This is a genomic window from Lentzea indica, assembly GCF_012184385.1.
Classification (GTDB): domain Bacteria; phylum Actinomycetota; class Actinomycetes; order Mycobacteriales; family Pseudonocardiaceae; genus Lentzea; species Lentzea indica.
This window is the reverse complement of sequence record NZ_VSRL01000525.1, coordinates 1-1,702: the sequence shown is the minus strand read 5'-3', so window position 1 is coordinate 1,702 and position 1,702 is coordinate 1. Positions and strand designations below refer to the sequence as shown.

Annotated in this window: 3 protein-coding genes; all 3 read left to right on the top strand. The window is 69.1% G+C overall.

Features of this window, described 5'->3' with window-relative positions; genetic code table 11:
• A partial coding sequence (locus tag FXN61_RS49275; protein ID WP_167980614.1) for a tetratricopeptide repeat protein occupies positions 1-599 on the top strand: 599 nt, incomplete at its 5' end.
• Positions 600-609: 10 nt separating this feature from the next.
• Positions 610-1,383 (top strand): alpha/beta fold hydrolase, encoded by a 774-nt coding sequence (locus FXN61_RS49270; RefSeq protein ID WP_167980613.1) that lies wholly within the window; start codon positions 610-612, stop codon positions 1,381-1,383.
• Between the two features lie 20 nt (positions 1,384-1,403).
• The coding region (locus tag FXN61_RS49265) for an alpha/beta fold hydrolase (protein WP_188136330.1) at positions 1,404-1,702 on the top strand (299 nt) is incomplete at its 3' end.

Below are 1,702 nucleotides of genomic sequence, written 5' to 3'. Positions count from 1 at the left end.
CCGCCTGCCGCGGTCAGCGTTTCGCCGACGCCCTGGAACTCTTCGACCGCGCGCTGGCGATCCGCCGCGACATCGGTGACGCCGTGGGCGCGGCGTGGAGCCTGACGGGCCTCGGCATGGCCTACGGCGGCCTGCGCCAGTTCGACCTCGCCGTCGACAGGTTCGGCGAGGCGCTCGATCGCCACGCCGAGGTGGGCTCGTGGTTCGGCCAGGGCGGCACGCGGTTGTTCCTGAGCGACATCCTGCGCTCGGCAGGTCAGTACGAGGCGTCGCTCACGTCGGCGCGGATGGCGTTCGAGCTGATGGACTCGCACGACGCCGTGCACGGCAAGGCGATGGCACTGGTCGGCATCGGCTGGGCGCAGCTCAAGCTGGGGCACCGTGTCGACGCACGTGACTCGTTCCGGCACGCACTCGCCTTCCTGCGCGTGCTCGGCGACCGCAAAAGCCTCGCGGAAGCCTTGCACGGCCTGGGGGAGACGAGCGTCGGGCAGCCGGACGTGGCGAGGACGCACCTGCTGGAAGCGCTGTCGATCTACGAGGACTACGACCACCCGCTCATACCGGAAGTGCGGGCGCGCCTGCACGAGTTGGCCTAGGAACGTCTTCGTGCACTTCGTAGAACAGGGCTCTGGCACCCCGGTGCTCGCAGTCCACGGCTGGACACTTGATCACCGTCTGATGCTCGGCTGCCTGGAGCCGCTGTTCGCTGAACGGAACGGCTACCGGCGCCTCTACCCCGACCTGCCGGGGATGGGGAAGTCGCCGGCCGGTGACGTGGCGTCATCTGACGACATCCTTGCCGTGCTTGAGGATTTCGTCGACGCGGAGATCGGCGACGAGCCGTTCTTGCTGGTCGGCCAGTCCTTTGGCGGTTACCTCGCACGCGCGTTGACGCATCGGCGACCGGACCGGGTGCGCGGGCTGGCGCTGATCTGCCCGGTGAGTGCGTACCTGGGATCGCCTGCCCAGACGCTGCCCGCGTTCGAGGTCCGCCGGTCGGACGGCGCGGAACTGGCAGAGCAGTTCGAAGGCCAGGCCGTGGTGCGGACGGCCGAGACGGCACGGCGTTTCGCGGCCGAGATCCTGCCGGGCCTCCAGATCGCGGATCGCGCGGCGATGGCGCGGATCTGGCGGCGGTGGGAGCTTTCGGCCGGGCCCGAGGTGGGGACGTACGAGCGGCCGGCGTTGTTCCTGACCGGTCGCCAGGACGACCTCACCGGCTACCACGACATCTACGCGTTGCTGCCGCACTACCCGTACGCGTCGCTCGCGGTCCTCGACACCGCCGGGCACAACCTGCAGATCGAGCAGCCCGAGTTGTTCAACGCGCTCATGGGAGAGTGGCTGGACCGGGTAGAAATGCGGTCGTGCATTTCGTAGAACATGGATCTGGAACCCCGGTGCTGGCCCTCCACGGCTGGACACCCGACCACCGCCTCATGCTCGGCTGCCTGGAGCCGCTCTTCGAGACCAGGCCCGGCTACCGGCGCCTGTACCCCGACTTGCCGGCGATGGGGAAGTCGCCCGCGAACGGTGTGAAGTCCAGCGACGACATGCTTGCGGCGCTGGAGGAACTCGTCGAGGCAGAGATCGGCGCGGAGCCGTTCCTGCTGCTCGGTGACGTCAGCGCGGTCGGGCTGATCGCGGCGCTCGCGGTGTCCGCGACCGTGGTCGACGTGAGTCCGTTCTCCACCAACGG